The organism is Streptomyces sp. NBC_00775 (genome assembly GCF_036347135.1).
Classification (GTDB): domain Bacteria; phylum Actinomycetota; class Actinomycetes; order Streptomycetales; family Streptomycetaceae; genus Streptomyces; species Streptomyces lutosisoli.
This window is the reverse complement of record NZ_CP108938.1, coordinates 3,170,510-3,196,279: the sequence shown is the minus strand read 5'-3', so window position 1 is coordinate 3,196,279 and position 25,770 is coordinate 3,170,510. Positions and strand designations below refer to the sequence as shown.

General features: G+C 70.8%; 22 protein-coding genes. 16 read left to right on the top strand and 6 right to left on the bottom strand.

What is annotated here, in order from left to right; all coding sequences use genetic code 11:
* Positions 1-13: 13 nt before the first annotated feature.
* Together OIC96_RS14190 and pruA are read left to right on the top strand one after the other, a co-directional pair.
* Positions 14-940 carry a proline dehydrogenase family protein gene (locus tag OIC96_RS14190; RefSeq protein ID WP_330307491.1) on the top strand — a complete coding sequence of 309 codons (927 nt, stop codon included), beginning with the start codon at positions 14-16 and terminating at the stop codon, positions 938-940.
* A 36-nt stretch (positions 941-976) separates the two neighbouring features.
* Entirely contained in the window at positions 977-2,608 is a 1,632-nt protein-coding gene (gene pruA / locus OIC96_RS14185) for an L-glutamate gamma-semialdehyde dehydrogenase (protein ID WP_330307492.1), read from the top strand.
* A 105-nt stretch (positions 2,609-2,713) separates the two neighbouring features.
* On the opposite strand, the gene OIC96_RS14180 is transcribed toward pruA, so the two are convergent.
* On the bottom strand, positions 2,714-2,920 hold the full coding sequence (locus OIC96_RS14180; RefSeq protein ID WP_330307493.1) for a DUF5988 family protein: 207 nt from the start codon (positions 2,918-2,920) through the stop codon (positions 2,714-2,716).
* Positions 2,921-2,995: 75 nt separating this feature from the next.
* Positions 2,996-3,916: an alpha/beta fold hydrolase gene (locus OIC96_RS14175; RefSeq protein ID WP_330307494.1), complete on the bottom strand. Its 921-nt coding sequence runs from the start codon at positions 3,914-3,916 to the stop codon at positions 2,996-2,998.
* Between the two features lie 150 nt (positions 3,917-4,066).
* Between OIC96_RS14175 and OIC96_RS14170 the strand changes: the two genes are divergently transcribed.
* Complete coding sequence (locus OIC96_RS14170) at positions 4,067-4,606, top strand: GNAT family N-acetyltransferase (protein WP_330307495.1); 540 nt, start codon at positions 4,067-4,069, stop codon at positions 4,604-4,606.
* Between the two features lie 48 nt (positions 4,607-4,654).
* On the opposite strand, the gene OIC96_RS14165 is transcribed toward OIC96_RS14170, so the two are convergent.
* Entirely contained in the window at positions 4,655-5,662 is a 1,008-nt protein-coding gene (locus OIC96_RS14165; protein WP_330307496.1) for an NADP-dependent oxidoreductase, read from the bottom strand.
* A 174-nt stretch (positions 5,663-5,836) separates the two neighbouring features.
* Here OIC96_RS14165 and OIC96_RS14160 point away from each other — a divergent pair, with 174 nt between their 5' ends.
* Together OIC96_RS14160 and OIC96_RS14155 are read left to right on the top strand one after the other, a co-directional pair.
* Positions 5,837-6,736 (top strand): LysR family transcriptional regulator, encoded by a 900-nt coding sequence (locus OIC96_RS14160; protein WP_330307497.1) that lies wholly within the window; start codon positions 5,837-5,839, stop codon positions 6,734-6,736.
* Positions 6,737-6,832: 96 nt separating this feature from the next.
* Positions 6,833-8,464: a serine/threonine-protein kinase gene (locus OIC96_RS14155; RefSeq protein ID WP_330307498.1), complete on the top strand. Its 1,632-nt coding sequence runs from the start codon at positions 6,833-6,835 to the stop codon at positions 8,462-8,464.
* A 47-nt stretch (positions 8,465-8,511) separates the two neighbouring features.
* Here the strand turns inward: OIC96_RS14155 and OIC96_RS14150 are convergent, their stop codons facing one another.
* Entirely contained in the window at positions 8,512-9,450 is a 939-nt protein-coding gene (locus OIC96_RS14150) for a LysR family transcriptional regulator (RefSeq protein ID WP_330307499.1), read from the bottom strand.
* 67 nt (positions 9,451-9,517) lie between these two features.
* Here OIC96_RS14150 and OIC96_RS14145 point away from each other — a divergent pair, with 67 nt between their 5' ends.
* Both OIC96_RS14145 and OIC96_RS14140 read left to right on the top strand, forming a co-directional pair.
* On the top strand, positions 9,518-10,951 hold the full coding sequence (locus OIC96_RS14145) for an MFS transporter (protein WP_330307500.1): 1,434 nt from the start codon (positions 9,518-9,520) through the stop codon (positions 10,949-10,951).
* Between the two features lie 204 nt (positions 10,952-11,155).
* The gene (locus OIC96_RS14140) at positions 11,156-11,284 is read left to right on the top strand and encodes a hypothetical protein (protein WP_268240522.1); all 129 of its coding nucleotides are present in this window, start codon (positions 11,156-11,158) and stop codon (positions 11,282-11,284) included.
* A 97-nt stretch (positions 11,285-11,381) separates the two neighbouring features.
* On the opposite strand, the gene OIC96_RS14135 is transcribed toward OIC96_RS14140, so the two are convergent.
* Entirely contained in the window at positions 11,382-12,947 is a 1,566-nt protein-coding gene (locus tag OIC96_RS14135) for a purple acid phosphatase family protein (protein ID WP_330310298.1), read from the bottom strand.
* Positions 12,948-13,089: 142 nt separating this feature from the next.
* Between OIC96_RS14135 and OIC96_RS14130 the strand changes: the two genes are divergently transcribed.
* Positions 13,090-14,133, top strand: a complete 1,044-nt coding sequence (locus OIC96_RS14130; protein ID WP_327431956.1) for a 3-isopropylmalate dehydrogenase — start codon at positions 13,090-13,092, stop codon at positions 14,131-14,133.
* A 278-nt stretch (positions 14,134-14,411) separates the two neighbouring features.
* Positions 14,412-15,500 (top strand): branched-chain amino acid aminotransferase, encoded by a 1,089-nt coding sequence (locus OIC96_RS14125; RefSeq protein WP_330307501.1) that lies wholly within the window; start codon positions 14,412-14,414, stop codon positions 15,498-15,500.
* 118 nt (positions 15,501-15,618) lie between these two features.
* Here OIC96_RS14125 and OIC96_RS14120 read toward each other — a convergent pair whose 3' ends face one another.
* A complete protein-coding gene (locus OIC96_RS14120; RefSeq protein ID WP_330307502.1) occupies positions 15,619-17,052 on the bottom strand; it encodes a cytosine permease in 1,434 nt (477 codons plus the stop codon).
* Between the two features lie 184 nt (positions 17,053-17,236).
* Here OIC96_RS14120 and ureA point away from each other — a divergent pair, with 184 nt between their 5' ends.
* From ureA to cimA, 7 genes are all read left to right on the top strand, one after another.
* Complete coding sequence (gene ureA / locus OIC96_RS14115) at positions 17,237-17,980, top strand: urease subunit gamma (RefSeq protein WP_330307503.1); 744 nt, start codon at positions 17,237-17,239, stop codon at positions 17,978-17,980.
* On the top strand, positions 17,977-19,677 hold the full coding sequence (locus OIC96_RS14110; protein WP_330307504.1) for an urease subunit alpha: 1,701 nt from the start codon (positions 17,977-17,979) through the stop codon (positions 19,675-19,677). Before ureA ends, OIC96_RS14110 begins: the two co-directional genes overlap by 4 nt.
* A gap of 26 nt (positions 19,678-19,703) precedes the next feature.
* Positions 19,704-20,741 (top strand): agmatine deiminase family protein, encoded by a 1,038-nt coding sequence (locus OIC96_RS14105; RefSeq protein WP_330307505.1) that lies wholly within the window; start codon positions 19,704-19,706, stop codon positions 20,739-20,741.
* Between the two features lie 11 nt (positions 20,742-20,752).
* Complete coding sequence (locus OIC96_RS14100; RefSeq protein ID WP_330307506.1) at positions 20,753-21,343, top strand: TetR/AcrR family transcriptional regulator; 591 nt, start codon at positions 20,753-20,755, stop codon at positions 21,341-21,343.
* A 184-nt stretch (positions 21,344-21,527) separates the two neighbouring features.
* Entirely contained in the window at positions 21,528-22,778 is a 1,251-nt protein-coding gene (locus tag OIC96_RS14095) for a TolB family protein (protein ID WP_330307507.1), read from the top strand.
* On the top strand, positions 22,775-23,848 hold the full coding sequence (locus OIC96_RS14090) for a hypothetical protein (protein WP_330307508.1): 1,074 nt from the start codon (positions 22,775-22,777) through the stop codon (positions 23,846-23,848). Before OIC96_RS14095 ends, OIC96_RS14090 begins: the two co-directional genes overlap by 4 nt.
* Positions 23,849-24,156: 308 nt before the next feature.
* Positions 24,157-25,761, top strand: coding sequence for a citramalate synthase (gene cimA / locus OIC96_RS14085; RefSeq protein WP_330307509.1), 1,605 nt, complete (start codon positions 24,157-24,159; stop codon positions 25,759-25,761).
* The last annotated feature ends 9 nt before the right edge of the window (positions 25,762-25,770 follow it).

Here is a 25,770-nt window from a genome sequence, read left to right as displayed (position 1 = left end):
GTGGAGGTGCCCCGTGCTGGGTCCCGTGATTCTCGCCGCGTCGCGCAGCGACAGGATGCGCCGCTTTGTGTCGGCGGCCCCCGGCACCAAGCAGGTGGTCGCCCGCTTCATCGCCGGTGAGACCGTCGACCAGGTCATCCCGATCGTCCAGGACGCCGTCGACAAGGGGCTCGAAGTCACCCTCGACGTCGTCGGCGAGGACATCACCACCCGCGAGCAGGCCTTCGCCGCCCGGGACGCCTACCTGGAGCTCATCGAGCACCTCAAGGAGCTGGACCTCGGCACGAAGGCCGAGATGTCCATCAAGCTGTCCATGTTCGGACAGGCGCTGGAGGGCGGCCACGAGCTCGCCCTCGCCAATGTCCGCCCGGTCGTCGAGGCCGCCGCCGCCATCGGTACGACGGTCACGCTGGACGCCGAGGACCACACCACCCTCGACTCGATGTTCGCCATCCACGAGGAGCTGCGGAAGGACTTCCCGCAGACCGGCTGCGTCATCCAGGCCTACCTGTTCCGCACCGAGGCCGACGCCCGCCGCCTCGCCGACAGCGGCAGCCGCGTACGCCTGGTGAAGGGCGCCTACAAGGAGCCCGCCGAGGTCGCCTACCAGCAGAAGGCCGAGACCGACAAGGCGTACGTCCGCATCCTGAAGATCCTGATGGAGGGCGAGGGCTACCCGATGATCGGGTCCCACGACCCGCGCCTCATCTCCATCGCACAGGAGCTCGCCCGCAAGGCCGGGCGCAAGCTGGACGAGTACGAGTTCCAGATGCTCTACGGCATCCGCGGCGAGGAGCACCTGCGGCTCGCCGCCGAGGGCCACCGCATGCGCGTGTACACCGCGTACGGCACCGACTGGTACGGCTACTTCATGCGCCGCCTCGCGGAGAAGCCGGCCAACCTCCTCTTCTTCGCCCGCTCGATCCTCACCAAGGGCTGAGTCCGAACCACCCGCTCATAAAGGAGTACGGATCCCATGGACGCTGTGACCCAGGTCCCCACCCCCGTCAACGAGCCGGTGCACGGCTACGCCCCCGGCTCTCCCGAGCGCGCCCGTCTGGAGGCCAAGCTCAGGGAGCTGGCCGAGAACCCGATCGACCTGCCGATGACCATCGGCGGCGAGCGGCGGATGGGCGGCGGCGAGCGTGTCGACGTCGTGCAGCCGCACAACCACAAGGCGCGCATCGGCACGTACGCGAACGCCACGCAGGCCGACGCCCAGGACGCCGTCGACGCCGCCCTGGCCGCCGCCCCGGCCTGGCGCGCGATGGCGTTCGACGACCGCGCCGCGATCATCCTGCGCGCCGCCGAGCTGCTGGCCGGACCCTGGCGCGAGACCCTCGCCGCGTCCACCATGCTCGGCCAGTCGAAGACCGCCCAGCAGGCCGAGATCGACACCCCGTGCGAGCTCGTCGACTTCTGGCGCTTCAACGTCAAGTACGCCCGTGACCTGCTCGCCGAGCAGCCCCCGGCCAACTCGCCGGGCGTCTGGAACCGCCTCGACCACCGCCCGCTCGAAGGCTTCGTCTACGCGATCACCCCGTTCAACTTCACGGCGATCGCGGGCAACCTGCCGACCGCGCCCGCGCTGATGGGCAACGTCGTCGTGTGGAAGCCGTCCCCGACGCAGACCCACGCCGCCGTGCTGCTGATGCAGCTCCTGGAGGAGGCGGGGCTGCCCAAGGGCGTCATCAACCTCGTCACCGGTGACGGCATCGAGGTGTCCAAGGTGGCCCTGGAGCACCGGGACCTCGCGGGCATCCACTTCACCGGTTCGACCAAGACCTTCCAGTACCTGTGGAAGACGGTCGGCACCAACATCGAGAAGTACCGCTCGTACCCGCGCCTGGTGGGCGAGACCGGCGGCAAGGACTTCCTGGTGGCCCACCCGTCGGCCGACCGCGCGGTCCTGAAGACGGCGCTCACCCGCGGTTCCTTCGAGTACCAGGGCCAGAAGTGCTCCGCGACCTCGCGCGCGTACATCCCGGCCTCCATCTGGAACTCCGGTTTCAAGGAGGAGTTCGCGGCCGAGGTCGACTACCTGACCATGGGTGACGTCACCGACCTGTCGAACTTCGTCGGCGCGGTCATCGACGAGCGCGCGTTCGCCAAGAACAAGGCGGCCATCGACCGCGCCAAGGCGGACGAGACCTGCACGATCGTCGCGGGCGGCTCGTACGACGACTCCGTCGGCTACTTCGTGCGCCCGACCGTCGTCGAGTGCTCGGACCCGGAGAACGAGATCTTCAAGACCGAGTACTTCGGTCCGTTCCTCGCCGTGCACGTCTACGAGGACGACCAGTACGACGAGATGCTGACCCAGATGGAGTCGGCCTCGGACTACGCGCTGACGGGCGCGGTCATCTCGAACGACCGCGCGGCGGCGGCGTACACGATGGACAAGCTCCGCTACGCGGCCGGCAACTTCTACATCAACGACAAGTCGACCGGCGCCGTCGTCGGCCAGCAGCCCTTCGGCGGCGGCCGTGCCTCGGGCACCAACGACAAGGCGGGCGCCCCGCAGAACCTGATGCGCTGGACGCTGACCCGCGCCATCAAGGAGACGCTGGTCCCGCCGACCGACTACGGCTACCCGCACATGGGCTGACACGCCCCCGCACACCCGGGCCGGGAAGCCTGACCCCCCGAGCAGGCTTCCCGGCCCGTTTCCATGCCGACGTCACTGGTACGTCACTGGTACGGGGACGTGGCGTCACCCGGGGAACTCCGTCCGCTCCCACCACTCGTACACGAGCAGCCTGCCCGCGCGCGTGTCCGCGTGGCGTGGGGTCGCCCTGAAGTGTTCGTATCCGCCGCGAAACTCGATCTTCACATCCGTTCCGGAGGGCGGGATCGGGACGATCCGTTCGGGCAGATCACCCGGGCCGCCTTCGAGGAATGCCTTGGTCCTGTCGCTCATGACCTCCTCGTTCCCCCTGCCGGAGCCCGATGCCGCATACCGCGCGGATGATCAGTCGTGTGGGCGATCCGCCGCTCAGCCGTGGTCCGTCGTCAGGTGCCGGTCGAGGAAGTCCCGCATGAGCCGTGCGATCTGGTCGGCGTGTGTCTCCAGGGCGAAGTGGCCCGTGGGCAGGAGATGGATCTCCGCCCCCGGGAGGTCGCGCCGGAAGGCGAGCGCGCCCGCCGGGACGAAGATCTCGTCGTGGCCGCCCCAGACCGCCAGCAGCGGGACCTGACTGGTGCGGAAGTACTCCTGGAAGGCCGGGTAGAGGGCGAAGTTGGAGCCGTAGTCGGAGATCAGGTCGAGCTGGATCTCGGGCTGGCCGGGGCGGGCCATCAGGGCCGCGTCGTGCTCGTACGCGTCGGGGCTGACGAGCGTCGGGTCCGCGACGCCGTGCAGGTACTGCCACTTGATGCCGTCGGGGCTGCTGATCTCGCGGACGGGTGCCTCGGTCTCGGGCGTGCGCCCGGCGATCAGCGCGAGGACCGGTGCCCAGGCCTCGGCGCCCAGCCCCTCCTCGTACGCGTTGCCGTTCTGTGTGATGACCGCCGTCACCCGCTCCGGGTGCGCGAGCGCGAGGCGCAGGCCGATCGGGGCGCCGTAGTCCTGGATGTAGAGCGCGTACTCCTTCAGGCCGAGCAGCTCGGTGAACTCGCCGGTGATCTCGGCCAGTTGGTCGAAGGTGTACGGGAACGCGGTGGCCGCGGGGGCCGCCGAGCGGCCGAATCCCAGGTGGTCGGGGGCGATCAGGCGGATGGGGGTCCCCCCGCTCGAGCGAAGCCGAGAGTGGGGGAGGTCGGAGAGCAGGGGGATCAGGTCGCGGAACATGTGCGAGCTGGTGGGGAAGCCGTGCAGCAGGAGCAGTACGGGGGCGTCCGCGGGGCCCGCCTCCCGGTAGTGGATCTCGTGGCCGCGGACGGTGGTGGTGCGGTGGTGGATCCCGTGGGTGGTCATGAGCGGCTCCCCTAACCTCTTAAAATCTTTTTAGTGGTTAGGTTCAGTTCAGCATGTCTGCCTGTAACCGGTCAAGTGGCATTGAAGGGTTAGTGGTGCCAGTTTGGGGTGGGGGCTGTTGCCGCCGCGAGCCGTGTGAATACTGGGCCGATGGCCATCCGACTGCGTACAGCCCACACGGCGGACCTCGCCCCCGCCGACCTTCGTGCCGTCCGCGACCTCCTGGACGACGCCTTCGACGGGGGCTTCAGTGACGAGGACTGGGACCACGGGCTCGGCGGCATCCATGTGCTCGTGCATGACGAGCGGGGTCTCGCGGCCCACGGTTCGGTGATCCAGCGGCGTGTCCTGCATCGCGGCCGCTCGTTGCGCGTCGGATACGTGGAGGCCGTCGGGGTACGTGCCGACGCGCGCCGTACGGGGCTCGGCGGGCGCGTGCTGGCAGAGCTGGAGCGGATCGTCGAGGAGGCGTACGCGTTCGGGGCGCTCTCCGCGAGCGAGGACGGGGCCGGCCTGTACGCGGCTCGGGGCTGGCAGGTCTGGCCGGGCCGGATCTGCGCGCTCGGCCCCGACGGCGTCGTGCGGCTGGCGGAGGAGGAGGGCACCACGTTCGTGCGCCCCGCCTCGGCCGGTCACCTCGACCCGGCGCACGAACTGGTCTTCGACTGGCGCGACGGTGATGTGCTCTGACCGGTCAGCCCGAGGGACGGCCGGTAGCTCCTGAGGATGGCCGGTCGGCTAGAGGGACGCGTTCCTGACGATCATCTTGCCGGTGTTGCCGCCGCGCAGCATCGACAGGAACGCGTCCACGATCCGCTCGAACCCGTCGACGACCGTCTCGTCGAGCGCGAGCCGGCCACTGAGCAGATGCGGTACGGCGAACGCGTCCAACTCCTCTTGTACGTCACGGTAGTCGCGCACCAGGAACCCCTCGATCCGCAGGCTCTTCTCCACGACGTCGGCATGGTTGAAGAGGACCGGCGGCGCGTCCGGGATGTTGTACTGGCCGACCGTGCCGACCCGCACCACCCGCCCGCGCTCACGCAACGCGCCGATGGCTGCGCCGAGCTGGCCGCCGCCGACATTGTCGACGAAGACGTCGATGCCGTCCGGGGCGGCCTTGGCCAGCAGGTCGGCCACGGGCCCCGAGCGATAGTCGAAGGCCTCGTCGTAACCGACGTGTTCCTTCAGATACGCCGCCTTCGCCGGGCTGCCCGCGCTGCCGACCAGCCGTCCGGCACCCAGCAGCCGCGCGAACCGTCCGGTCGCCGTACCGACCCCGCCCGCGGCCCCCGAGACGAACAGGTCGTCCCCTTCCCGCAGTCGGGCGATCCGCGTGAGACCGACGTACGCGGTCAGACCGGTGCCGCCGAGCACGCTCAGATACGCGGACAGCGGTACGCCGTCGTAGTGCGGGAGGCGTCTGGTCTCCGCCGGGCGTACGACGGAGTGGGTACGCCAGCCCGCGCGGTGGAAGACGATCTCCCCCTCGGGGAGCGCCGAGTCCCGGGACTCGATCACGCGGCCGAGGGTGCGGCCCTCCAGCGGGGCGTTCAACTCGAAGTCGCCGTCCATCATTTCGCGGTGGTAGGGGTCGACGGACCAGTAGAGGTTCTCGACGAGAGCCGTGCCGGGGACGGGCTCGGGCACGGGTGACTCGGCGAAACGGAAGTGGTCCGGGGCCGGGAAGCCGGACGGGCGGGCGGTCTGCTGGACGGTGAGCGCGATGGCGTTCGGGGAACTCATGGAACGGGACCGTAGGAAGGAATGCGGCGGTCGGGGAGAGGGTTGGGCTCATGGAACGGCCGCTTCCATGAGCCGTGTTCATAGCAGCAGGTGGGGAGCCCTTCATGGCGACAGCCGGCCTTGCCCCGCGGGAGCCCTGATGACCGCGGCCGACCTCTCCCCGCGAGAGTCCCGATGACCGCGGCCGACCTCTCCCCGCAGGAGCTGCGGACCCTGGTGGCCGTCGCCCGCGAGGGCGGCTTCTCCGCGGCGGCCGTCACGCTCGGCATGACACAGTCCGCGGTCTCGCACGCGGTGCGCGGCATCGAACGCAAGGTGGGCGTCGTGCTGTTCGCACGCGGGCGGCAAGGGGCGCGCCCCACGGCAGCGGGGGAGCGGGCGGTGGCGCACGCACGGCGGGTGCTGCGGATGCTGGACACACTCGTCGCGGAGGCGCGTGGTGCGGGCGCGGGCCCGGACGGCGGCGACACCGTCGCCGGCCCGCTGCGCATCGCCGCCTTCCGCAGCGCGGCGCTGCATCTGCTGCCGCCCGCGCTGGAACGACTGGCGGCCCGGCACCCCGGGATCGAGCCGACCGTGCGCGTCGTACGGGAGGTCGGGCCCGGCACGGCGGGGGAGGTGGCCGAGGGCCGGGCGGACGTAGGGATCGCCACCCTCGGCACGAGCTCGCCGGTGCCGCCGGAACTGATCGGCGACGTACTCCTGGAGGAGCCGTACGCCCTGGTGCACCCGGCCGGCCACCCGGACCCGCGCTCCCTCCCCCTGGTCGACTGGACCGAGAACTGCTCGTCCTACACCCGGACTTGGTGGGCGGCGCAGGACTGGATCCCCTGCGCCACGGTCCGCGCCGAGGACGACGGAGCGGTGCTCTCGATGGTGAGCAGTGGTCTCGGAATGGCCATCATGCCCGCGCTGTCCCTCACGAGCGCACCGCTCACCACCGAGATCACCGATCTCGGTCCGGACCGCCCGACCCGCTCCATCGGCTACGTGACCACGCCGGAACTCGCCACGACGGTCGCGGTGCGGGCGCTGATCAGGGAGTTGCGGGCGCTGCATCCGCGGGTGAAGTGAGCGGCGCTCAACCTTTAGGGTGCTGATGTTTGGTCAGCTCATCAGATCAGGGGATCTGGAGATCAGGCGATCAGTCGATCAGGGGGACGGGGACCGGTGGACAACGCGACTGAGGTGTTCCAGCCACTGCAGGCAGACGATCCGCCCGTGGTGGCCGGCTACCGCCTCGCCGCCCGGCTCGGCGCGGGAGGCATGGGCCGGGTCTACTTGTCGCACATGCAGGGTGGCAGACCGGTGGCCATCAAGGTGGTGCGGCCGGAGCTGGCCGACGACCCGGCCTTCCGGCGGCGGTTCAGCCGGGAGATCAAGGCGGCCCAGCGCGTCCGGGGCGCGTACACCGCCGAGTTGCTCGACGCCGACGCGGACGGCATACCGCCCTGGCTGGCCACGCTGTACGTGCCCGGGCCCTCCCTGGCGGAGGCCGTCGCCCGGCGCGGGCCGCTGCCGGTTCCGGCGGTGCTGTGGCTGATGGCGGGGGTGGCCGAGGCGCTCCAGGCCATCCATGGTGCGGGAATCGTGCACCGGGACCTGAAGCCGTCGAACGTGCTGCTCGCCGCCGACGGACCGCGGGTGATCGACTTCGGCATCTCGCTGGCCTCCGACCTCACCTCGAACACCGCCACGGGCACCGCTGTCGGCACGCCGCAGTTCATGGCTCCCGAGCAGGCGACCGCGGGCGAGGTCACGGCGGCGACCGACGTCTTCGCGCTCGGCCAGACCGCGGCGTACGCGGCGCTGGGCGAGCCGCTGTACGGGGACGGCCCTTCGCCCACCGTGCTGTACCGGATCGTGCACTCGACGCCCGACCTGTCCGTTCTGCCCGCGCAGCTCCGTCCGCTGATCGCCCGGTGCCTCGCCGCCGATCCGGAGGAGCGGGCCACCCCGGCGGAGATCGTCGAGTGGTGCCGGCAGCGGCTGGGCCGGGACGCCGACGCGGGCGCGGGGCCGGCCGTCTGGCGGGAGGTCACCGGGCCGGAGGTGAGGGTTCCGTCTCCGGTCCCCGATCCCACGCAGGTGGCTCCGGGCGCCGATCCCACCCGGGCGCACACGCTGCCGTTGCTCGCGCCGCCGTCGCAGCCGACCCGGCCGGACGAGCCGCGGGCCCGCAGGCGACGCACCGCGCTGATCGCCACCGCCGGTGTGACGGCGGGTGCGCTGCTGCTGACGGGCATGGCGTGGAGGTTCATGGACGCGACGGACCGGCTCCGCCACCGGAACGCTGCCGGCGCCTCGACGCCCGGTCGGACAGGGGCCGCAGGGCCCTCGGCGTCCTCATCGGCCTCCGCGCCGGCCTCTGGGAGCGGTGGCCGGACATCGGCGACATCGAGCCCCTCCCCGACCGCGTCCGAGTCGCCGCGGCCCGTCGCGTACGCCGGACAGTTGCTGGACGCGAAGAACTCACTGTCCTTCGGGGAGCCGACCCAGCGCGAGGACCGCAAGGGGGACATCCGCTTCGACTGCAAGGACGTCGGCTGCGCGCTGGACAGCGACACCAGCGTGTTCGTCCAGATCTTCGGCGATACGGGTACCACGCTCGATATGTGCAGCCTCCTCCTCGCCCACGCCAAGAGCCACCGCCTCCCGCTGGCCGCGGCGGCGGCGGGCACCGAGATCTGCGTCAAGCACTCCTCCGGAGACATCGCCCTGCTCGTGGTCCAGGTGAAGTCGACCGCGGTGCCGAAGCTCGCCTTCACAACCATGGACATGACGGTCTGGCGGGCAGCCTAGCCAGTCACAGGACAGCCTCCCCGGCCCCTCTCACACGTGAGCGTCGCTCACCCCCCGCCGACCCCTTCAGCCACCCGCGCCAAAGCCCCCCGCAGCCACCGATGCGCAGGGTCCGTGTCCAGCCGTACATGCCACGCCTGGCCCGACGCGACCGTCGGCAGGTCGAGCGGGATCTCCAGGACGGCGAGCGGCATCACGCGGGACGCCTCTGTCGCGACCTCCGACGGGACCAGGGCCAGCGCGTCCGTGCGGAGGGCGAAGAAGCAGGCGGCGGCGTAGGTCGGGGCGGTGGCCAGGATGTCGCGGTGCAGGCCGAGTTCGGCGAGGCGTTCGTCGACCACGCTGTGCGTGCGGCCGCGCCGGGTCACCGTGATGTGCGGCAGCCTGGCGAACCGTGCCGCGGTCAGCGGTCCGCGCGCGAACTCGGCGTCGGCCCGCGCGATGGCCACATAGCGGTGCTCGTGCAGCGCGCTGCTGCGCACGTCGTGCGGCAGCGGGTCCGGCAACTCGCCCACATCCAGGTCGACATGGGTGCGCAGGTCCGCCGGGTCCTCATCGCCCTCCGGCAGCAGCCGCAGCCGTACCCCAGGAGCTTCCCGGGCCGCCAGCGCCAGCAGCGGGGCGCCGAGGGACAGGGCGACTCCGTCGTTGGTGCGGATCCTGAACTCCCTTCTCAGGGTGGCGAGTTCCACCTCGCGAGGCGGTCGTAGCGCCGCCACCGCGGCCGCGAGCGCCGCCTGCACCCGGGGCTGCATCTCGTGCGCGCGCGGGGTGAGGGTCAGGCCGCGCCCCGACGGTACGAGGAGGGGGTCGCCGACCACCCGGCGCAGCCGGCCCAGGGTGCGGCTCATCGCCGAGGGGGACACGTTCAGCTCGGCCGCCGCGCCCGCGACACCGCCCGCGCGGAGCAGGGCGTCGAGGGCGGGCAGGAGGTTCATGTCGGGGAGTGGGGGTGCCCCATCGGGCGACTGAGGCGACTGCTGCATGAGACGCAATCCTCCATGAATCAATCGGACCTTGTGTGCAGCAATGATCCACCCCGAACCTGGACCCATGTTGGATTCGCGCCAGCGCGGTACCGCGCTCCTGGTCGCGGGCTGCTTCTTCATGGAGATGCTGGACGGCACGATCGTGTCCACCGCCGCTCCGCGGATAGCCGCAGACCTGCACACGACCCCCGCCTCCGTGGGCCTGATCATCACGGCCTACCTCGTCACCCTCGCCGTCCTCATCCCCCTCTCCGGCTGGCTCACCGCCCGCTTCGGCCCGCGCCGGGTCTTTCTGGCCGCGATCACGGTCTTCACCGTCGCCTCCCTGGCCTGCGCCTTCGTGCCCAACCTCGGCGTGCTGGTCGCGATGCGTGTCGTCCAGGGCGCGGGCGGCGCGATGATGGTGCCGGTCGGCCGGCTCGTCGTCCTCGCCGGCACCGCCAAGCAGGATCTGCCGCGCGCGGTCGCGTACATCGTGTGGCCCGGGCTCGCCGCCCCGGTGCTCGCGCCGCTGCTCGGCGGCGTGATCACCACGTACGCCTCCTGGCACTGGATCTTCCTCCTGAACGTGCCCCTCGGCGCCCTGGCCTTCCTCGTCGCACGCCGCCTGATCACGCCGGGCGCGCCGGGGGAGACACCGCCGCTCGACATCGCCGGCGTCCTGCTCACCTGCACCGGCCTGGCGGCTCTGACCTGGACCGCGCACCTGGTCTCCGAGGCGCGGAGCACTCCGGTGGAGGCGGCGGTGACCGGGGTGATCGCCGTCGTCGTCCTCGCGGTGGCGGTACGGCATCTGCTGCGCACCGAGCACCCGCTGGTGAACCTCCGCACCCTGGACGTCCCGTCCTTCCGGGCCTCGGCGCTCGACGGCTCGCTCTACATGGCGGTCGTCAGCGCCGTCCCCTTCCTTCTGCCCCTGCTCTTCCAGGAGGTCTTCGGGTGGAGCGCGGTGAAGTCGGGCGCGGTCGTGCTCTTCGTCTTCGTGGGCAACATCGGGATCAAGCCCGCGACGACGTATCTGATCAACCGGTTCGGTTTCCGGCCGCTGCTGATCGTCTCCACGCTGGGACTGGCCGTGGCGACCGCGGGCTGCGCGCTGTTCACCGCGGCGACGCCGGTCGCGGTGATCGCGGTCGTCGCGGCGCTCGGCGGTGTCGCCCGCTCGGTCGGCCTCACCGGCTACTCGACGATCGCCTTCAGCGAGACACGGCCGGAGCGGCTGCGCGACGCCAACGCCCTCTTCGCGACCTCCCATCAACTGGCCGCGGGCCTGGGTGTCGCCATCGCCGCGGTCGCACTGCGCGGGGGCGCGGAGCTGACGGACGGCCCGCGCTCGGCGTACGCCGTCGCGTTTGTGGTGCTCGGCGCGCTCTGCCTGCTGCCGACGGCGGGCGCCCTGCGGCTGCATCCCGCGGCGGGTGACGCCGTACGAACTGTCGTCCCAGGTCAGAGGGGTGTGACCCAATCCACCGTCTCAGATAGTAGGAAGTCCGAGTAATTGTGGAGACAGATGCTCGCTCCTCCCTTAGCTTTGTAGGAGCCGAACGTCTCGCTCGACCAAGCGAATGGCGGTCGTGAGTCGGAGCCCCTTGGCAGGTAACCCCTGCGGCACCGCTCCCCGCCCCTTCCGGCGTCTCGTAAATCTCACCCCACTTCCGGCTGCCCTTCCCGGGCTTCTCCGGAGGCAAGGAGTCGATTCATCATGGCCGAGACGACCGTCCGCCGAGTCCGTCACATCTCCCGTTCGAGCGAGTCCGACCGCAAGAACGCCGCTGCCGCGCTCCAGCGCGCCCTCGACCGCAGGGACAACGGCGGCGCGACGGGCCACTGAGGCCCATGGGTCCGCTGACGGGCCCACCCCGTACCGGGAGCCGCACCCGCACGGGGTGCGGCGCGAGGTTCCTGCCCCGCGCCGCACCTCGGAATGCTCACGCCCCGCGCCGCACCTCGAAGTAGTCGATGCGCTTGCCGCTCTGCGCGAGCGCCGACACCTTGAGCCGCGGTGACGTGCCGGCCTCCGCCTCCACCGAGAGGAAGGAGAAGCCGGTGTACCGCACCCGCGACCACTCCACGGTGTCCTTGTTCTGCTGCTGCGACTTCGTCCAGTGGTAGGTGTCCACGGACTCGTGGCGGGTGACCTTCCCCTCGTAGCTGTCCTTGACCCCGGCGGGGAACCTGTACAGGCTCTTGCCCGCGCCGCCCGCCGTGACGTACACGATCCCGTCCCGCGTGGGATCGGTCGACGCGCCGACCGGCACCGGCTTGCCCACCGTGCCGCCCTTGATGGCGTCGGTCCGCTCGTACACGTGGTTGTGCCCGTTGATCACCAGGTCCACCTGGTGCTTGGCGAACAGCGGCAGCCAGGCGTCCCGCACACCCCCGTCGGAGGCGTGCGTCGACGTCGAGTAGGCGCAGTGGTGGAAGAACACCACGACGAAGTCGACCTGCTTACGCAGTTCACCGAGCCGCTTGTCGAGCCAGGCCGTCTGCTTGCCGTCCGTGTAGCCCTTGTTGGCGGGGATCTCGTACGACACGTCGTTCGCGTCCAGCGCCACGATCCCGACATTGCCGTACGTGAACGAGTAGACGCCCGGCGCGTTGCGCGCGTCGAAGCCGTTGTCCGGGAGTGACCAGCGGGCCGACTGGCCGCCGTACCCGTTCGGCGAGTACCAGGCCTCCATGTCGTGGTTGCCGGTCGTCACCATCCACGGAACCGACTTCGCCACCGACTCGGTCTGCTTGAGGAACAGGTCCCAGGCGCCGGGGTCGTAGACGTCCGAGTCCTTGCCCAGGCCGACCACGTCCGCGTAGCAGATGTCGCCCGCGTGCAGATGGAAGGACGGCTGCCGGCCGAGGAGCACCTTGTCGTTGGCGAGCGCGTCCGGGGTGACGCCCTGGTCGCCGAAGGCGGTGAACACGAACTTCTCGGAGCTCGCGGGCGCCGTGCGGAAGGAGCCGACCGTGGAGTGCCGATCCCGGGACGCGGGATCGAATCCCTCGTGGCCGACGCCGTAGTAGTACGTCGTCCCGGGGCGCAGACCGTCGAGCGCCGCGTGGAGGTAGTACTGGTCCAGCGCGAGCCGCTGCCCCGCCAGCCCCGGCGTGTGCAGATCGCGGACCTCGGCCTCGATCTTCCGGCTCAGCCCCCAGGGCTTCAACCCCACCCGTACGTACGGCTTCCTGACCGCGAACGGCACCTGCCAGGAGATCCGCATCTGCGTCTTCGGGTCCGCGCCGAAGGCGAGGTGACGGCCGAAGGGCGTGACGACGGAACCGGGTACGCGGCTCGTGGCGGGGCTCGGCGTCGTGGTGGACGAGGGGGAGGGGCTCTTGGTGCCCGTGGCGCAGCCGGCCAGCAGCCCGCCGCCCGCGAACGCGCCCGCCGTGACCAGCGCGCGCCGCCGCGTGAGCTTCGTCCGCAGATACTCGTACTGCTCCGCCATGCTCATCCGGCGCGCGAGCTGCGGGGGAATGCCGACGTCGGGTGTGTCCATGGTGGTGAACTTCCCAGCACGCCCCAACAGCCGCCATACGTACGGGTGAACGGACGTCGACGGGTAGGCGTGCTCCGATGCCGACGTGTCCGTATGGCGGACATAGCGTGTCATCCCATGGGACAAGGAGTACGGTGCCGTCATGTCTCGCAGCATCAATCTCGCAGTGATCCCCGGTGATGGCATCGGCCAGGAGGTCGTGGCCCAGGGACTCAAGGTCCTCTCCGCCGTCCTCCCGCAGGATGTGAAGCTGGAGACCAAGGAGTTCGACTTCGGCGCCAAGCGGTACCACGCCACCGGTGAGACCCTCACCGAGGCGGACCTGGACGCCCTGAAGCAGCACGACGCGATCCTGCTCGGCGCGATCGGCGACCCCTCGGTTCCGTCCGGCGTCCTGGAGCGCGGCTTCCTGCTGAAACTGCGCTTCGCCTTCGACCACCACGTCAACCTGCGGCCGTCGAAGCTCCTCCCGGGTGTCGCCACCCCGCTGGCAGGGCAGCCCGAGATCGACTTCGTCGTGGTCCGCGAGGGCACCGAGGGCCCGTACACCGGCAACGGCGGCACCATCCGCAAGGGCACCCCGCACGAGGTCGCCACCGAGGTCTCCGTCAACACGGCGTTCGGTGTCGAGCGTGTCGTCCGGGACGCCTTCGCCCGTGCCCAGGCCCGTCCGCGCAAGAAGCTGACGCTGGTTCACAAGAACAACGTGCTGACCTTCGCGGGCCACCTCTGGACGAACATCTTCAACCAGGTGGCCAAGGAGTTCCCCGAGGTCACCACGGACTACATCCACGTGGACGCCGCGACGATCTACCTCGTCACGGACCCCGCGCGCTTCGACGTGATCGTCACCGACAACCTCTTCGGCGACATCATCACCGACCTCGCCGCGGCCGTCTCCGGCGGCATCGGCGTCGCCGCCTCCGGCAACATCAACCCGAGCGGCGAGTTCCCCTCGATGTTCGAGCCCGTCCACGGCTCGGCGCCCGACATCGCGGGCCAGGGCAAGGCCGACCCCAGCGCCACCGTCCTGTCCGTCGCCCTCCTGCTGCGCCACCTCGGCTACGAGCCCGAGGCCGCCCGCATCGAGGACGCCGTCGCCGCCGACCTCGCCGAGCGCGTGGGGCAGCCCGCCCGCTCCACCCAGGAAATCGGCGACGCCCTGGCCGTACGAGTAGCTGGCTGACCCGCCGCCTCCACACATCTGCGTAGAAGCCGCCGGGTCGCTGCCGCACCCGGCGGCTTTTCCTATGCCCTCGCCGGGTGCCACCATCAACCCGTGGGCAATCCCATGGGCCGTAAACACACCGTTTTCGTCCGCAGCCCCATACGCGCGATAATCGAACGCGGAGCCGCGGAATGAGGGAATGCTCGGACGTCCTAGCACTGGGCCTCCCTTGCAGTACCGAGTGCAGTACCGAGCAATGCGGCCCGTCACATACAACCGGTGAAGGACAACCACTCATGACGCAGCCCACGATCGAGCTCAAGCCCTCCGCCAGTCCGCTCTCCGACGCGGAGCGCGAGGCGATCCTGGCCAACCCCGGGTTCGGCCGCCACTTCACCGACCACATGGTGACGATCAAGTGGACGGAGGGCCGTGGCTGGCACGACGGCCAGCTCGTTCCGTACGGTCCGCTCTCCCTCGACCCGGCGAACATGACCCTGCACTACGCGCAGGAGATCTTCGAGGGCCTCAAGGCGTACCGCCAGGCCGACGGCTCCGTCGCCACCTTCCGCCCCGACAAGAACGCCAAGCGCTTTCAGGCCTCCGCCCGCCGCCTCGGCATGCCGGAGCTTCCGGTGGAGACGTTCATCGAGGCGTGCGACGTGCTGGTCCAGCAGGACCGCGACTGGGTCCCGGCGCACGGCGGCGAGGAGTCCCTGTACCTGCGCCCGTTCATGATCGCGACCGAGGTCGGCCTGGGCGTGAAGCCCGCCAACGAGTACCTCTTCCTCGTCATCGCCTCGCCGGCCGGCGCCTACTTCCCGGGCGGCGTCAAGCCCGTCTCCATCTGGGTCTCCGAGGACCACGTCCGCGCCGTGCCCGGCGGCATGGGCGACGCCAAGACCGGCGGCAACTACGCCGCGTCCCTGCTCGCCCAGGCCGAGGCGGCCGCCGAGGGCTGCGCCCAGGTCTGCTACCTGGACGCCGTCGAGCGCAAGTGGATCGAGGAACTCGGCGGTATGAACCTGTACTTCGTGTACGGCGACAAGATCGTCACGCCGACCCTCACCGGCTCCATCCTGGAGGGCGTCACCCGTGACTCCCTCCTCACCCTCGCCCGCGACCTCGGTTACGAGGCCGAGGAGGGGCGCGTCTCCATCGACCAGTGGCAGCGCGACGCGGAGAACGGCACGCTGGCGGAGGTCTTCGCCTGCGGCACCGCCGCCGTCATCACCCCCGTCGGCACCGTCAAGCGCACCGGCGCCGAGTGGCAGCAGGCCGGCGGGGAGCCCGGCAAGGTCACGCTGCGGCTGCGCGAGGCGCTCCTCGACATCCAGCGCGGGGTCAGCGAGGACAAGCACGGCTGGATGCACCCGCTGGCCTGACCGACCTGGACGGATTGCGCAGTTCCCCGCGCCCCTTAAGGGGCGCGGGGAACTGCGCGAGCAACCCCCACCGGCCCGCGGTCAAACAAACAACCTCCACCCACCCGCCGCCGCCGGCCTACCGCCCGCTTTCGGCGGGAGCGAGTTCCTCCCGGGCCTGGAGACCGGCTGACGCCTGCCGGGGCGTGAGCGCGAGGTACACCAGACCGCCGACCACGCCCGACAGCAGGAAGCTGCAGTCCACCCCGCCCGTCACCGACAGCAGCGGACCCTCGTACGAGGGGAGGGACACCGCGAGGAGACCGGTGAACGCGCCGAGGGCCCACGCCACCACGGCCTGGATGTTCCAGCCGCCCCGGTACCAGTAGATGCCGCCCCGCGAGCGGCGGTTGAAGACCTGGAGGGCGTCCGGGTCGTAGACGCCGCGGCAGCGGGCGAAGCCGATGAGGGTGATGACGGCCCAGGGGGTGCCGATCGCCGTGAGCAGGAGCACGAAGGACGTCATCGCGGACTGCGCGTTCCACGCGTAGTGGCCGACGAAGACGCAGACGGTGGCGACGACGGCGACGGTACAGGTGGCCCGGGCACGCGAGGCGCGGGGCAGGATCGCGTCGAGGTCGAGGCCCATGGAGTAGAGCATGAGTCCCGCGTTGCCGACCGAGCCCGCGGAGGCGGCCAGCAGCAGCGGGATCAGGTACCAGGTGGGGGACGCGGCGACCAGCGGGCCGGCGTAGTCGAGGGCCGCGCGGGCCGCGTACGCCGTGAAGGTGCCGAAGAGCTGCGGGACCAGGAGACCGGCGATCAGGCCCAGCCAGGTGGCGTGCAGGACCGTGCGGGAGGAGTGGCGCTTCGGGGAGATGTAGCGGGTGTAGTCGCCGAGCAGGGTGATGAAGGCGATGGGGCCCGACAGGCCCGCCGCCACCGCCGCCAGCAGCCACGTCGGCCAGAAGGAGCCGAGCAGATAGCCGCCGGTCTCCGGGAGCGCTCCGGTGGTGAAGTGCGGGGCGTACGCGATCACGCCGACGACCAGCAGGGCCGTCATGCCGATCGCCAGGACGCGGGACATGGCCAGCAGCACCCGGTAGCCGTACACCGCGCCCGCCACTGTCGCCGCCGCCAGCAGCCCGTAGACGACGGCGTACGACAGTCCGTTGTCCGGCAGCCCGAAGAGCCGGCCGAGCACGCTCACCATCACATCGCCGCCGATCCACACGGTCAGCGCGGTGTAGCCGAGCGCGAGGAGCAGGCCGACGACCGAGCCGACCAGCCGTCCCCGTACGCCGAACTGGGCGCCGGAGGAGGTGGAGAGGTTCGTCGCGGTACGGAGTGACACCAGGGCGAGCGGCGCCGTCAGTGCCGTGCCGATCACCGTGCCCGCCACGATCGAGCTCACCGACGACCACCAGTCGAGCCCGAAGGACGGCGGCAGCCAGCCGAAGATGATCACGCCCAGGCAGAGGTTGGAGCCCAGCAGGATCGACATCAGATCCCGTGGCCCGCTGGTGCGCTCCTCGTCCGGGATGGTGTCGACTCCGCGCTGTTCGATCGGCATGGCTGGTCTCCTTCGACGGCCGCCTGAGAGTGTGAGCGACGCTCTGGGTGTGAGAGCGATGCTCTGAAAGTTAGAGCGACGTTCAATGTGACGTCTTCGAAGGTCGCCCGTCAATGTTTCCGTTTCATGAATCCTCCGTTTAGAGTGATGCTCTAAAGCGAGGAAGGCAAGGAGGTGTCGGGACGTGAGACTGACCCCCACGGAACGTGACCGGCTGCTGCTGTTCTCGGCCGCCGAACTGGCCCGGGCCCGCAAGGCGCGCGGCCTCAGGCTCAATGTGCCGGAGGCGACCGCGCTCATCGCGGACACCGTGTGCGAGGCCGCCCGCGACGGGCGCCGGCTCGCCGAGGCCATCGAGGCGGCCCGCTCCGTGCTCGGCCCCGACGACGTCCTGCCGGGCGTCGCGGACGTCGTCACCGAGGTGCATGTCGAGGCCGTCTTCGACGACGGTTCCCGGCTCGCGGTGGTGAGCGATCCCATCGGCGCGGGCGGCCTGGGGGAGCGGGGCCCGGGTGCGCTGCTGCCGGGGCCGGTGCACACCGAGCCCGGGGCGGTCGTCCGCCTGACGGTGACGAACACCGCGACCGTGCCCGTCTCCGTGACCTCCCACTTCCACTTCTTCGAAGCCAATCCGCGCCTCGACTTCGTACGGGAGACGGCTTACGGGAGGCGGCTCGCCGTGCCCGCCGGGTCGTCCGTGCGCTTCGGGCCGGGGGAGAGCGTCGAGGTCGGGCTCGTGCCGATCGGCGGCGAGCGGATCGCCATCGGGTTCGCCGGTCTGGTCGACGGGCCGCTGGACGCGCCCGGAGCGAAGGAAGAAGCCCTGCGCAGGGCCGCCGCCTGCGGATATCTCGGAGCCGAGCCTCTGGGAGCCGAGCCTCAGGGGGCGGATTCTCAGGGAGCCGATTCTCAGGGAGCAGACCGATGAGCAGCGTCGAACCGATGAGCGGCGGCGTCGATCCCTACGCCTACGCCGCCACCCACGGACCCCGCGCCGGTGACCGCGTCCGCCTCGGCGACTCGGGGCTGACCATCCGCGTCGAGTCCGACGCCCAGAAGTACGGCGACGAGTTCCTCGCCGGCTTCGGCAAGACCGCCCGCGACGGGCTGCACCTCAAGGCCGCCGCCGTCCGCGAGACCTGCGACGTCGTCATCAGCAATGTCGTGGTGATCGACGCGGTCCAGGGGATCCGCAAGGTCTCCATCGGCATTCGCGAGGGGCGGATCTGCGCGATCGGGCGGGCCGGAAACCCCGACACCCTCGACGGGGTGGACGTGGTGGTCGGTACGGGGACCTCGATCGTCTCGGGCGAGGGGCTGATCGCCACCGCCGGAGCCGTCGACACCCACGTCCACCTGCTGTCACCGCGCATCATGGAGGCCTCGCTCGCCTCCGGCGTGACCACGATCATCGGCCAGGAGTTCGGGCCGGTGTGGGGCGTCGGCGTCAACTCCCCCTGGGCACTGCGCCACGCCTTCAGCGCCTTCGACGCCTGGCCGGTCAACATCGGCTTCCTGGGCCGGGGTTCGTCGTCCTCCGACGCACCCTTGGTCGAGGCCCTCGCCGAAGGCGGCGCGAGCGGCTTCAAGGTCCACGAGGACATGGGCGCCCACACCCGCGCGCTCGACACCGCGTTGCGTGTCGCCGAGGAGCACGACGTCCAAGTCGCCCTGCACAGTGACGGGTTGAATGAGTGCCTGTCGGTCGAGGACACGCTGCGGGTCCTCGAAGGGCGGACGATTCACGCCTTCCACATCGAGGGCTGCGGCGGTGGACACGTGCCGAACGTCCTGAAAATGGCGGGCGTTCCGAACGTCATCGGCTCCTCCACCAACCCCACCCTGCCCTTCGGCCGCGACGCGGTCGCCGAGCACTACGGGATGATCGTCTCCGTCCACGACCTGAAGACCGACCTGCCCGGCGACGCGGCCATGGCCCGCGACCGGATCCGGGCCGGCACGATGGGCGCCGAGGACGTGCTGCACGACCTGGGCGCGATCGGCATCACCTCGTCGGACGCGCAGGGCATGGGCCGCGCGGGCGAGACCGTACGCCGCACCTTCGCGATGGCCGGAAAGATGAAGGCCGAGCTCGGCGCCCCCGAGGACCACGACAACGAACGCGTCCTGCGCTACATGGCCAAGCTCACCATCAACCCCGCCATCGCGCACGGCCTGGCCCACGAGGTCGGCTCCATCGAGGTCGGCAAGCTCGCCGACATCGTGCTCTGGCGGCCCGAGTACTTCGGCGCCAAGCCGCAGCTCGTGCTGAAGTCCGGCTTCCCGGCGTACGGAGTCGTCGGCGACCCCAACGCGGCGACCGACACCTGCGAACCTCTCGTCCTGGGACCGCAGTTCGGGGCGCACGGCGCGACACCCGCCGAGATCTCGGTGGCCTTCGTCGCGCAGGCCGCGCTCGACCAGGGCAACGACCGCATGCCGACGCGCCGCCGACGGGTCGCCGTGCGCGGCACCCGCGGGATCGGCCCCGCCGACCTGCGGCTCAACTCCCGTACCGGAGCCGTCGACGTGGACCAGCGCACCGGGCTGGTCACCCTCGACGGCGACCCGTTGCGCTCCGAGCCCGCCGACTCCGTATCCCTCAACCGCCTCTACTTCCTCTGATGTTCACCGCCCCTAAGGACCCCCCGATGTCTGCTGCCGCCGACGGCTTCCGTATGCCCGCCGAGTGGACCCCGCACGAGCGCACCTGGATGGCGTGGCCGGGCCCCAACCCCACCTTCGACAACCCGGACGACCTCGCCGAGTCGCGGGCGGCCTGGGCGGCGGTGGCCCGGACGATCCGCCGCTTCGAACCGGTCACGGTCGTGGTCGGGCCGGGGCAGTCGGCCGACGCGCGGGCGCTGCTCGGCCCGGACATCGACACCGTCGAACGCGAACTCGACGACGCCTGGATGCGCGACATAGGCCCCACCTTCCTCACCAACGGGAAGGGCGAACTCGCCGCCGTGGACTGGACGTTCAACGGCTGGGGCGCCCAGGACTGGGCCCGCTGGGAGCACGACTCCAAGATCGGTGCGTACGTCGCCGACCTCGCCGGAGCGCGTACGTACGCCTCGAAGCTGGTCAACGAGGGCGGCGCGATCCACGTCGACGGCGAGGGCGCGGTGCTGCTCACCGAGACCGTGCAGCTCGGCCCCGAGCGCAACCCCGACTGGACCCGCGAACAGGTCGAGGCGGAGATCCACGCCCAGCTCGGCACCCGCAAGGCGATCTGGCTGCCGCGCGGACTGACCGGCGACTATCCTCCGTACGGCTTCGGCACGCTCGGCCATGTCGACATCGTGGCCGCCTTCGCGCGCCCCGGCGTGGTCGTCGCGCACTCCCAGCAGGACCCGGCGCACCCCGACCACGAGGTCAGCAAGGAGATCATCGGCCTGCTGAAGGCGCAGACCGACGCGCGCGGCCGCCGTCTGGAGGTCGTCGAGGTCCCGGCCCCGACCGTCCTGGAGGCCGACGGCCACTGGGCGGACTACTCCTACATCAACCACTACCTCTGCAACGGCGGCGTCGTGCTCTGCGGCTTCGACGACCCGCGCGACGAGATCGCGGCCGGGATCTTCCGCCGGCTGTTCCCGGAGCGCACGGTGACACTCGTGGACGCACGTACGATCTTCGCGGGCGGCGGAGGCATCCACTGCATCACCCAGCAGCAGCCGAAGATCTAGGGAGTCGGGCGATGGCCGGTGCGCGAAAGAACGCGCCCCCGCGGGAGGACGTGCTCGCCGCCGCCATGGACATGATCGCGGAGCGCGGTCTGGAGAAGCTCACCATGGCGGGGCTCGGCCGCGAGGTCGGCATGAGCAGCGGCCATCTCCTCTACTACTTCCGCTCCAAGGACGAGCTGCTGCTGCAGACCCTGGAGTGGAGCGAGGGCCGCCTCGGCGGGGAGCGCGGCCGACTGCTGGCCGCACGGGGAACCGCCCGCGAACGCCTCGACGCGTACGTCGACCTGTACGTCCCCGACGGCCACCGCGACCCGCACTGGACGCTCTGGCTGGAGGTCTGGAACCGCTCGCAGAACGCCGACGACGACGCCCGCGAGCGACAGGTCGCCATCGAGGGCGCCTGGCACCGCGACCTGGTGGCGCTGATCGCGGAGGGTGTCTCGCGCGGCGAGTTCCGGGCCGTCGACCCGGACCGGTTCGCCGCCCGGCTGCGCGCCCTGCTCGACGGCTTCTCCATCCATGTGGCGATCGGTCTGCGCGGCACCGACCGTGCCCAGATCCTGTCCCACGTAAGGGAGTTCCTGGACGAGTCGCTCGGCTGACAGTGGTGGCTTCCGGGGCTCGCGGACGGTCGATCAGTCGCCCGGGTTGTACGTAATCGAACGCATTGACCCGGGGTGCGTGGTGCGGTTGCATCCGGATGAGCCCCCGGTGCGGGACCGGGGGACGACAGGATTCCCGGGGGAAATCATGTCCACTGCCGCACGTGTGTCCTTAGGTGCCGCCATGGTGCTCGGGCTCGTCGGAGCCGCCGTCCCGACCACCATGGCGGCCCCGCACGCACCACGCGTCGAGCGGATCAGTACCGCCACCGGCGGACTTGAGGGCGACGGCGCGTCCGCCGCGCCCGCGATCAGTGCCAACGGCCGCTATGTGGCGTTCACTTCGGCCGCAGGCAACCTCGTGCCCGGGGACACGAACGGTGTCGCGGACGTGTTCGTACGCGACCTGCGGACCGGCCGCACCCAGCGCGTCGCCGAGGGCCCGGCCGACCACCCCGCGATCAGTGCGGACGGCCGCTACGTCGTCTTCGCCACCACCGCCGCACTCGCGAAGGGCGACGACAACGGCCTCGACGACATCTACCTCCACGACCGCAGAACACACCGAACCCAGCGCATCAGCACCGGCCACCCGGACGCACCGCCCCGCTACAGGCTCAACTACTCGCCCGTGATCAGCGCGAACGGCCGGTTCGTGTCGTACACCACCGCGACCCCGGACGCCGCGCCCGGCGACACCAACGGCCGGGACGACGCGATCGTCCTCGACCGCAGGACCGGCCGCACCGAGCTGATCCAGTACCGCACCGACGGCACCCTCGGCGAAAGCGACTCCGGGGCGACCTCGTTCAGTGCGGACGGCCGGTTCGTCGTCTTCGACACGGCGGACCAGCTGGACCCCTCGCACGACTACACCCACGCCCTGAACGTGTATGTGCGCGACCGCGTGAAGGGCACGACGGAACAGGTGAGCCTGCCCACCCGCTACGTCTACAAGCAGAGTTCGTGGGACGGATCCATCAGCGCGAACGGCCGGCTGGTCGCCTTCAACTCCAATGTGAGCTCCCTTGTCCCCGACGACAAAAACTTCTACACCGACGTGTTCCTCTTCGACCGCAAGCGGCAGAAGACCGTGCGCGTGAGCACCGCCACCGACGGCACCCAGCCCGACGGCCCGAGCCAGGGCGCGGTTCTGAGCGCGGACGGCCACCGCGTCGCCTTCGTCTCCAGCGCCACCAACCTCGTCCCCGGTGACACCAACGGCGTCGCCGACGTCTTCGTCAAGGACCTGCGGACGGGCGCCGTCGAGCGCGTGAGCGTCGCCGCCGACGGCACCCAGGCGGACGGCGCCGCGGGCACGGTATCGCTCAGTCAGAGCCGGGCCGCCTTCTCCTCGGCGGCCACGAACCTCGTCCCCGGCGACGGCAACGGGGTCGACGACATCTTCGTACGGGAACCGGAGGGGCGCCGATGAGACCGTCGCTGTGGAGCGCCGCCGCCTTGGCCGCCGCGCTCACCCTGACCGTGACCCCCGCCCACGCCGCGCCGGCGGGAACCGAGCGGGTGAGCACCGGCACCGGCGGTGTCCAGCTCACGGCCGCGTCGTCCGGCAGCACGGTCAGCTCCGACGGCCGGTACGCCGTCTTCGTCTCGGCGGACCCCACGGGCGGCTACGACACCCGCGTGTACGTGAAGGACCTGCGCACCGGGACGTTGGCCCAGGTGCCCGAGGACATGCTCTACACCACGCACGCGGTGCTCAGCGCGAACGGCCGCCGCGTCGCGTATTCCAACGGCAACCGCTACCCGAAGCCGTACGTCTACGACCGTGTGACCGGGGAGACACAGCAGCTGTGGCCGGCCCAGCTGCCCGACACCGCCTCCTACGAGCTGGGCGAGGCCGCCGCGATCAGCGCCGATGGCCGGCAGGCGGCGTACACGATCGGTAATCGGGCCGGTGACCAGTACGCCCGCGTGCTGTACGTCCGCGACCTGGCCACCGGCACCGACGAGCAGATCTCGCCGCTGCCGCCCGAGGGCATGATCATGGGCGCCTCGCTCAGCGCGGACGGCCGCACCGTCGCGTACGGCCTGCTCGTCCGCACCAGCCAGGGCGCCGTCGTCCAGCTCTACGTCAAGGACCGCGACACGGGCGAGACGCGCCGGGTGGACACGGGGACCGCGGCCGGTCTCGTCCAGCTCTCCTCCGACGGCAGCCGGGTCCTCTTCAACTCCCGGGCACAGGACGGGACGTCGGCTACGTACGTACGCGACCTGCGCACCGACCTTGTCCAGCGGATCGCCGACGGGGTCGCCGACGCGGCCGACAGCACCCTGCGGCACGTCCTGCTGACCGAGGACGACGGGCTGGTGCTGCTCGACCGGCGCACCGGCGAACGCCACACCGTCGGCCCGGCGGGCGCGACCGCCCTTCCGGGCGCGGTCACCCGGCACGGCCGTGCCGTCGTCTTCAGCTCCACGGCCGACGACCTGGTGCCGGGGGACACCAACGGGGCCTCGGACGTGTTCCTCACCGTGCGCTGAACCAACGCGCTGTTCGCATCCTGAGACACCCCGTGAGCACGGGGGCGGTATGTGCCAGACTGCCCCCGTGCTCTCGTTCGCCATGATTATTGGCAGCAGGCGCGCCGGTCCGCAGTGACCGCCACGTACCACCACGTACGGGCGGACACCGTCGTCCTCGACCCGCGCGCAGACCTCTCGCACCCGCGAGAGGTTTTTCGTTTTCCTGGCCCACCTCAAGCCGGGAAGAGAGCGCGAGGGAGTATTGGGGGACGGTGGAGCCGGTCATTCCGGTACAGACCGAGATCCGACATCAGGAGCCGAACACCATGACCGAAACCAGCGAGCTCGACGATTCGTTCCACGTCTTCGACACGACCCTGCGCGACGGCGCGCAGCGTGAGGGCATCAACCTCACCGTGGCGGACAAGCTGGCCATCGCACGGCACCTGGACGACTTCGGGGTGGGCTTCATCGAGGGCGGCTGGCCCGGCGCCAACCCGCGCGACACCGAGTTCTTCGCCCGCGCCCAGCAGGAGATCGACTTCAAGCACGCCCAGCTGGTGGCGTTCGGCTCCACCCGCCGCGCGGGAGCCAAGGCGAGCGAGGACCCGCAGGTCAAGGGGCTGCTGGAGTCCGGAGCCCCGGTGATCACGTTGGTGGCGAAGTCCCATGACCGCCATGTGGAACTCGCCCTGCGGACCACCCTCGAAGAGAACCTGGAGATGGTCCGCGACACGGTCTCCTACCTCCGCTCCCACGGCCGCCGGGTCTTCGTCGACTGCGAGCACTTCTTCGACGGCTACCGCGCGAACCCGGAGTACGCGAAGGCCGTGGTCCGCGCCGCCTCGGAGGCGGGCGCCGACGTGGTCGTACTCTGCGACACCAACGGCGGCATGCTCCCGGCCCAGGTCCAGGCGGTCGTCGCCACGGTCCTCGCGGACACCGGCGCCCGGCTCGGCATCCACGCCCAGGACGACACGGGCTGCGCGGTCGCGAACACCCTGGCCGCGGTGGACGCGGGCGCGACCCACGTGCAGTGCACGGCCAACGGCTACGGCGAGCGGGTCGGCAACTCGAACCTGTTCCCCGTGGTGGCGGCCCTGGAGCTGAAGTACGGCAAGAAGGTGCTCCCCGAAGGCGCCCTGCGCGAGATGACGAGGATCTCGCACGCGATCGCCGAGGTCGTCAACCTCACCCCCGCCACGCACCAGCCGTACGTGGGCGTCTCCGCCTTCGCCCACAAGGGGGGCCTGCACGCCTCCGCGATCAAGGTCGATCCGGCCCTGTACCAGCACATCGAACCCGAGCAGGTCGGCAACACCATGCGGATGCTGGTCTCCGACATGGCGGGCCGCGCCTCCGTCGAGCTCAAGGGCAAAGAGCTCGGCATCGACATCAGCGGCGACCGCGAGCTGGTGGGCCGGGTCGTCGACCGCGTCAAGGAGCGCGAGCTCCAGGGCTACACGTACGAGGCGGCCGACGCGTCCTTCGAGCTCCTGCTCCGCGCGGAGGCCGAGGGCAAGGCCCGGAAGTACTTCGAGGTGGAGTCCTGGCGGGCCATCGTCGAGGACCGCCCCGACGGCACCCACGCCAACGAGGCCACGGTCAAGCTCTTCGCCAAGGGTGAGCGCATCGTCGCCACCGCCGAGGGCAACGGCCCGGTCAACGCCCTCGACCGCGCCCTCCGGGTCGCCCTGGAGAAGATCTACCCCCAGCTCGCCAAGCTGGAGCTCGTCGACTACAAGGTCCGCATCCTCGAGGGCAAGCACGGCACCCAGTCCACGACGCGCGTCCTGATCTCCACCTCGGACGGCACCGGCGAGTGGTCCACGGTGGGCGTCGCCGAGAACGTCATCGCCGCGTCCTGGCAGGCCCTGGAGGACGCGTACACGTACGGGCTGCTGCGGGCCGGGGTGGAGCCCGCGGCCTAGGCCCTGACC

Coding starts and splice junctions, on each gene's coding strand:
- OIC96_RS14095 (WP_330307507.1), top strand. CDS start 21,528: ATGGTGCTCGGGCTCGTCGGAGCCGCCGTCCCGACCACCATGGCGGCC.
- OIC96_RS14130 (WP_327431956.1), top strand. CDS start 13,090: ATGTCTCGCAGCATCAATCTCGCAGTGATCCCCGGTGATGGCATCGGC.
- OIC96_RS14170 (WP_330307495.1), top strand. CDS start 4,067: ATGGCCATCCGACTGCGTACAGCCCACACGGCGGACCTCGCCCCCGCC.
- OIC96_RS14175 (WP_330307494.1), bottom strand. CDS start 3,916: ATGACCACCCACGGGATCCACCACCGCACCACCACCGTCCGCGGCCAC.
- cimA (WP_330307509.1), top strand. CDS start 24,157: ATGACCGAAACCAGCGAGCTCGACGATTCGTTCCACGTCTTCGACACG.
- OIC96_RS14090 (WP_330307508.1), top strand. CDS start 22,775: ATGAGACCGTCGCTGTGGAGCGCCGCCGCCTTGGCCGCCGCGCTCACC.
- OIC96_RS14165 (WP_330307496.1), bottom strand. CDS start 5,662: ATGAGTTCCCCGAACGCCATCGCGCTCACCGTCCAGCAGACCGCCCGC.
- OIC96_RS14120 (WP_330307502.1), bottom strand. CDS start 17,052: ATGCCGATCGAACAGCGCGGAGTCGACACCATCCCGGACGAGGAGCGC.
- OIC96_RS14150 (WP_330307499.1), bottom strand. CDS start 9,450: ATGCAGCAGTCGCCTCAGTCGCCCGATGGGGCACCCCCACTCCCCGAC.
- OIC96_RS14100 (WP_330307506.1), top strand. CDS start 20,753: ATGGCCGGTGCGCGAAAGAACGCGCCCCCGCGGGAGGACGTGCTCGCC.
- OIC96_RS14140 (WP_268240522.1), top strand. CDS start 11,156: ATGGCCGAGACGACCGTCCGCCGAGTCCGTCACATCTCCCGTTCGAGC.
- OIC96_RS14105 (WP_330307505.1), top strand. CDS start 19,704: ATGTCTGCTGCCGCCGACGGCTTCCGTATGCCCGCCGAGTGGACCCCG.
- OIC96_RS14110 (WP_330307504.1), top strand. CDS start 17,977: ATGAGCAGCGTCGAACCGATGAGCGGCGGCGTCGATCCCTACGCCTAC.
- pruA (WP_330307492.1), top strand. CDS start 977: ATGGACGCTGTGACCCAGGTCCCCACCCCCGTCAACGAGCCGGTGCAC.
- OIC96_RS14145 (WP_330307500.1), top strand. CDS start 9,518: ATGTTGGATTCGCGCCAGCGCGGTACCGCGCTCCTGGTCGCGGGCTGC.
- OIC96_RS14180 (WP_330307493.1), bottom strand. CDS start 2,920: ATGAGCGACAGGACCAAGGCATTCCTCGAAGGCGGCCCGGGTGATCTG.
- OIC96_RS14135 (WP_330310298.1), bottom strand. CDS start 12,947: ATGGACACACCCGACGTCGGCATTCCCCCGCAGCTCGCGCGCCGGATG.
- OIC96_RS14125 (WP_330307501.1), top strand. CDS start 14,412: ATGACGCAGCCCACGATCGAGCTCAAGCCCTCCGCCAGTCCGCTCTCC.
- OIC96_RS14160 (WP_330307497.1), top strand. CDS start 5,837: ATGACCGCGGCCGACCTCTCCCCGCAGGAGCTGCGGACCCTGGTGGCC.